Source organism: Gilliamella sp. Fer4-1, assembly GCF_001690515.1.
In the GTDB taxonomy this organism is placed as follows: domain Bacteria; phylum Pseudomonadota; class Gammaproteobacteria; order Enterobacterales; family Orbaceae; genus Gilliamella; species Gilliamella apicola_C.
Map to the genome: position 1 here is coordinate 1 of NZ_LZGZ01000020.1, position 5,836 is coordinate 5,836.

The 5,836-nt window shown below is 35.7% G+C and carries 6 protein-coding genes; 5 read left to right on the forward strand and 1 reads right to left on the reverse strand.

Going from position 1 to position 5,836, the window contains the following annotated elements:
- Positions 1-233 precede the first annotated feature (233 nt).
- The gene (gene ilvC, locus A9G30_RS00730; RefSeq protein WP_065568130.1) at positions 234-1,712 is read right to left on the reverse strand and encodes a ketol-acid reductoisomerase; all 1,479 of its coding nucleotides are present in this window, start codon (positions 1,710-1,712) and stop codon (positions 234-236) included.
- Between the two features lie 174 nt (positions 1,713-1,886).
- Here ilvC and A9G30_RS13475 point away from each other — a divergent pair, with 174 nt between their 5' ends.
- Genes A9G30_RS13475 through fis form a run of 5 tightly spaced genes read left to right on the forward strand, consistent with a single transcriptional unit; the run spans position 1,887 to position 5,780 of the window.
- Positions 1,887-2,123 (forward strand): YhdT family protein, encoded by a 237-nt coding sequence (locus A9G30_RS13475; RefSeq protein ID WP_065568131.1) that lies wholly within the window; start codon positions 1,887-1,889, stop codon positions 2,121-2,123.
- Positions 2,124-2,130: 7 nt separating this feature from the next.
- The gene (panF, locus tag A9G30_RS00740; RefSeq protein ID WP_065587747.1) at positions 2,131-3,591 is read left to right on the forward strand and encodes a sodium/pantothenate symporter; all 1,461 of its coding nucleotides are present in this window, start codon (positions 2,131-2,133) and stop codon (positions 3,589-3,591) included.
- Positions 3,566-4,456 (forward strand): 50S ribosomal protein L11 methyltransferase, encoded by an 891-nt coding sequence (gene prmA, locus A9G30_RS00745; protein WP_065583420.1) that lies wholly within the window; start codon positions 3,566-3,568, stop codon positions 4,454-4,456. Before panF ends, prmA begins: the two co-directional genes overlap by 26 nt.
- Before the next feature lie 12 nt (positions 4,457-4,468).
- Positions 4,469-5,476: a tRNA dihydrouridine synthase DusB gene (dusB, locus tag A9G30_RS00750; protein ID WP_065583421.1), complete on the forward strand. Its 1,008-nt coding sequence runs from the start codon at positions 4,469-4,471 to the stop codon at positions 5,474-5,476.
- A 7-nt stretch (positions 5,477-5,483) separates the two neighbouring features.
- Entirely contained in the window at positions 5,484-5,780 is a 297-nt protein-coding gene (gene fis, locus A9G30_RS00755; RefSeq protein WP_034883623.1) for a DNA-binding transcriptional regulator Fis, read from the forward strand.
- Positions 5,781-5,836 lie beyond the last annotated feature (56 nt).

Sequence of the window (5,836 nt, forward strand, 5' to 3'; positions counted from 1 at the left end):
AAAAAAATAAATAAAAAGCTAAAATAAAAATTATTTAATTATATAATTTTTAAAAACTTTAAATATCTATTTAAATCATTAAAATAAAGATGATCTAATTTTGAGCGTTTTTAATCTATTTATTCTATACTCAGATCCACTATTTTCTGAATAGTTTTTACAATAAACTTTAAAGCATAATTTTAAATAAAAAAGGTGCTTTTGAGCACCTTTCTATTCCGTGATAACATAGTTTAACTTGCAACATTAATACGTTTCATATCTGTCATATAGCTACGCAGTTTTCGCCCAATAATTTCGATTGGATGATTGCGAATTTCGTCATTTACATCACGTAAATAAGCATTATCAACACGGCCTTCTGGAATCGCTTTACCAAGATCACCAGATTGCAACATTGGCATAAATTTCTCTCTTAGCAATGGTACCGCTGCATTAGCAAACAGATAGTTACCATACTCAGCTGTATCTGAAATGACGACATTCATTTCATACAAACGCTTACGCGCAATAGTATTAGCAATAAGTGGTAATTCATGTAATGATTCATAATAAGCTGATTCAGGTAAAATACCAGATTCAAGCATAGTTTCGAAAGCAAGTTCAACACCAGCCTTAACCATCGCGACCATAACAACGCCTTGATCAAAATAAGCTTGCTCGTCAATTTTACCTTGATATTCGGCGGCTTTTTCAAATGCGGTTTCGCCAGTTTCTTTACGCCATTTAAGCAGATTAACATCATCATTAGCCCAGTCCTTCATCATCGTTGATGAAAACTCGCCAGAAATAATATCATCCATATGTTTACGATAAAGATCAGTCATGATCACTTTTAATTCTTTTGCTAAAGCATTTGCTCTTAATTTAGCTGGGTTTGATAAACGATCCATCATTAAAGTAATACCCCCTTGTTTTAAGGCTTCAGTGATCGTTTCCCAACCAAATTGGAGTAATTTACATGCATAAGCTGGATCAACACCATCTGACACTAATTTATCAAAACAAAGTAATGATCCTGTTTGTAACATGCCGCAAAGAATGGTTTGCTCTCCCATTAAATCTGACTTAACTTCAGCGACAAACGATGACTGTAAAACACCCGCTCGATGCCCACCAGTTGCTGCTGCCCATGCTTTAGCAATAGCTAACCCCTCACCTTTTGGATCGTTTTCTGGGTGAACAGCAATAAGTGTAGGCACTCCAAAGCCACGTTTATACTCTTCACGCACTTCTGTGCCTGGGCATTTAGGTGCTACCATTACAACAGTGATATCGGGTCGAATCTTTTCCCCAACCTCAACAATATTAAAACCGTGTGAATAACCTAACGTTGCACCTTGTTTCATCAATGGTTGGATAGCTTGTACAACAGCTGAATGCTGTTTGTCTGGTGTCAAGTTAATAACAAGATCTGCTGTAGGAATTAACTCTTCGTAACTGCCAACTTTAAAACCATTCTCGGTTGCTTTTTTCCATGATGCACGCTTTTCAGCAATAGCCTCTTTACGTAATGTATAAGCAATATCTAAACCCGAGTCACGCATATTAAGACCTTGGTTCAGTCCCTGAGCACCACAACCAACAATTACAATTTTCTTACCTTTTAGAAAATCAGCTTCCGACGCAAATTCATTGCGAGCCATAAAACGGCATTGACCTAGTTGTTCTAATTTTTCACGTAAATTTAGTGTATTAAAATAATTTGACATTATTCTCTCCATGAGTTGAATTATTCATAATCAATTTATCAAGCACTATATATTACTTTTGTTATTGCTAAAATTGATATATTTAAAAGATTATATTGCATAAATTGCAATAAACTTGCTAAGTTAAGTACTTTCTTTTAATCTAAGCCACCTTCAATTCACCAATAAATCAATATGGATGCTCGATATAAGCAAGCAAATAAAGAAGCTAAACTATCGTTATTATTAACTTTTATTTATCTTCTTAGCTGGGTTGTTTGTGCTTATTGCGTTAGCAATAAACTAGGTTTTTTAGGACTCCCATTGTGGTTTGAACTATCTTGCATTATGGTACCTTTAGGTTTTATATTGCTGTGTTGGGTAGTTGTAAAATTTCAATTCAAAAATATCTCGTTAGAACAAACTAAGTGATTAACCAATGCATTTTGATATTATTTTACCGCTTGTTATCTACCTTATTTTTGTATTTGCGTTATCAATTTATGCTTATGTTAAACGCAAAAAAGTAAATCAATTTACTGATTACTTTATTGGTAATCGAACTATGGGTGGATTTCTACTCGCCATGACATTAGCTGCAACTTATATTAGTGCCAGCTCGTTTATTGGTGGTCCTGGTGCAGCCTATAAACTTGGCCTTGGATGGGTATTGCTATCCATGATTCAAGTCCCTACCGTTTTACTTTCACTTGGTATTTTAGGTAAAAAATTTGCGATTTTAGCACGTAAATATAATGCAATTACCTTAAGTGATATGCTCTATGCCCATTACCGAAGTAAACTTATTGTTTGGTTTGCAAGCATAGCGCTTGTCGTTGCCTTTATTGGCGCAATGACAGTACAATTTGTCGGTGGTGCTCGCTTACTTCAATCTTCAGTTGGTATTCCTTATCATACTGGATTATTAATATTTGGTATTGGCACTGTAATTTACACCGCTTTTGGTGGCTTTAGAGCTAGCATTTTAAATGATGCATTTCAAGGTTTAATAATGATCATTGGTGCTATATTATTACTTGGGGCTATCATTTATAATGGTGGTGGAATTACGGCAATTATCACTCGATTAGCACAAATTGATCCCGCACTGCTAACACCACAAGGACCAAATGATTTTATGGATTTTCCGTTCATGGCTTCATTTTGGATATTAGTCTGTTTGGGTGTAGTTGGTTTACCTCATACCGCTGTGCGCTGTATGGCTTATAAAGACAGCAAAGCTGTACATCAGGGGATTATTATTGGTACTATTGTTGTTACCATTATCATGCTCACAATGCACCTATCTGGCGCTTTAGGTCGTGCTATTGTTGATGATCTAACAATTCCTGATCAAATAGTGCCGACATTGATCATCAAGGTATTACCCCCTTTTGCTGCTGGAATCTTTTTGGCTGCGCCACTTGCTGCTATTATGTCAACAATTAATGCTCAATTATTACAAGTTTCATCGGTAATAATTAAAGACCTATTTTTAAGCACAAGACATAGTAAAAGCTATAGTGATAAAATGCTAACTCGCCTATCCGTTATTATCACCTTTATTTTTGGCGGATTACTTATTTTGGCTGCTTGGAATCCACCAGATATGATAATTTGGCTAAATTTACTCGCTTTTGGTGGGCTTGAAGCAGTATTTTTATGGCCATTAGTCCTTGGATTATATTGGAAAAAAGCCAATGCAACTGGTGCGCTTTACTCAATGCTTGCTGGAGCAGTGAGTTACACATTATTAGCTGGCTATAATATTAAACTACTATCACTTCATCCAATTGTGCCATCTTTAACTATTGGATTAATTGTTTTTATTATAGCCAATATATTCGGTATATTTTGTAATAGAGAGAAAAATTATGCCTTGGATTCAACTGAAAATTAACACAACTAACAAACTTGCTGAACAAATCAGCAAGCAGTTAGAAGAATCAGGTGCAGTATCAGTCACATTTCAAGATACTTATGATAATCCTGTTTTTGAACCTTTACCAGGTGAAACTAAGCTTTGGGGAGATACCGATGTCATTGGGTTATATGATGCGCAAACAAACATTGATGAATTAAAAGCAATATTAAATATTGAGCAATATTCTTACAAAATTGAGCAATTAGAAGATAAAAATTGGGAACGTGAGTGGATGGATAACTTTCATCCTATGCAATTTGGTAAACGCCTTTGGATTTGTCCAAGCTGGTGCGAAGTACCTAATTCAAATGCAGTTAATGTTATGTTGGATCCAGGCTTAGCATTTGGCACTGGCACTCATCCAACTACTGCATTATGCTTAACTTGGCTCGATAGTTTAGATCTTACAGATAAATTGGTTATTGATTATGGTTGCGGATCAGGTATTTTAGCCATTGCAGCACTAAAATTAGGTGCAAAACGTGTAATTGGTATTGATATCGATCCTCAAGCCATCCAAGCTAGCCGAGACAATGCACAGCGTAACGATGTTAGCGAAAAACTAGAACTTTATTTATCAAAAGATATCCCTAATGATTTACAGGCAGATGTTGTTGTTGCCAACATTTTAGCTGGGCCATTAAAAGAGCTTGAGCCACATATAAGCAAATTAGTAAAATCACAAGGTAAGCTAGGGTTATCTGGTATTTTGTCCAGCCAATCATCTAGTGTTTGTATGGCTTATCAACCCCATTTTGAACTAGACCCTGTAGTTGAACAAGAAGAGTGGTGCCGTATCACTGGCAAAAAAAGTAAAAAAAATAACATTACCCCCTTTTAAGTTAGAAAAAAAATGCGTAATATAGCCGACCTTAATTTGCTTAGCATTGGTGAAGTAAAATTAAAGAATAATTTAATTGCTGCACCAATGGCTGGAATCAGCGATAAACCATTTCGTAATTTATGTTATCGATTTGGTGCTGGTATGACAGTTTCAGAAATGTTTTTAGCAAATTCGGATGTTTGGCATACTGATAAATCAGCTTTGCGAATGAAAGCAAGTGATGATATTGGTATTCGTGCAGTACAAATTGTCGGTTCAGATCCTGATGAAATGGCAAGAGCTGCTGAGTTTAACGTCAAACATGGCGCCCAATTAATTGATATTAACATGGGATGCCCTGCAAAAAAGGTCAATAAAAAATTGGCTGGATCTGCCTTAATGCAGTATCCTAAACTTATTAAAAATATTTTGCAGAAAGTTGTCGGCGCAGTCAATGTGCCGGTAACATTAAAAACGCGGACTGGATGGAATAAAGATCATAGAAATTGCATTGAAATCGCACAAATTGCACAGGATTGTGGCATAAAGGCAATTACTATTCATGGAAGAACACGTGCATGCTTATTCAACGGTGTGGCTGAATATGACTCGATTAAGGCAGTTAAAGAAAACGTTACTATTCCTGTAATTGCCAATGGAGATATTTGTACACCAGAACAGGCAAAAGATGTTTTTCAATATACGCAGGCCGATGCCATAATGATCGGTCGAGCGGCACAGGGGAGACCTTGGATATTTGAAGAAATTGCATTCTATTTAACACATGGACAGTTACAAAAAAATAAAAGTATTGATGAAGTAGAGCAAGTTGTGTTATCGCATCTTGATGAGCTTTATCAATTCTATGGAGAATACAAAGGATTAAGGATTGCCAGAAAGCATGTAAATTGGTATACCAAGAATTATGCTGACAGCGATCAATTCAGGCGCTTTTTTAGTGTACTTAGTAATACAAGTGAGCAAGTAAGCACACTAAAAGCATTTTTTAGTCAAATTAGAAATAACCCAAAGAGTTAAGAATACTATGTCAGAACAACGCGTTACAGCTGCAGCACTTAAATTTACGACTGTAAATTCTCAAGACCAAATAACACAAAAACCTTTGCGGGATTCAGTGAAGCAAGCTTTAAAAAACTATTTATCTCAATTAAATGGTGAAGACCCTACTGATCTATATGAGTTAGTGTTAGCTGAAGTTGAACATCCATTCCTTGATATGGTTATGCAATATACACGTGGTAATCAAACTAGAGCAGCTAACATGCTTGGTATCAACCGCGGTACACTACGCAAAAAACTAAAACAGTATGGAATGAGTTAATCACCTATTGTTTTATATTATACTATGACAAAAAAGCGCCTTCACATAAGGCGCTT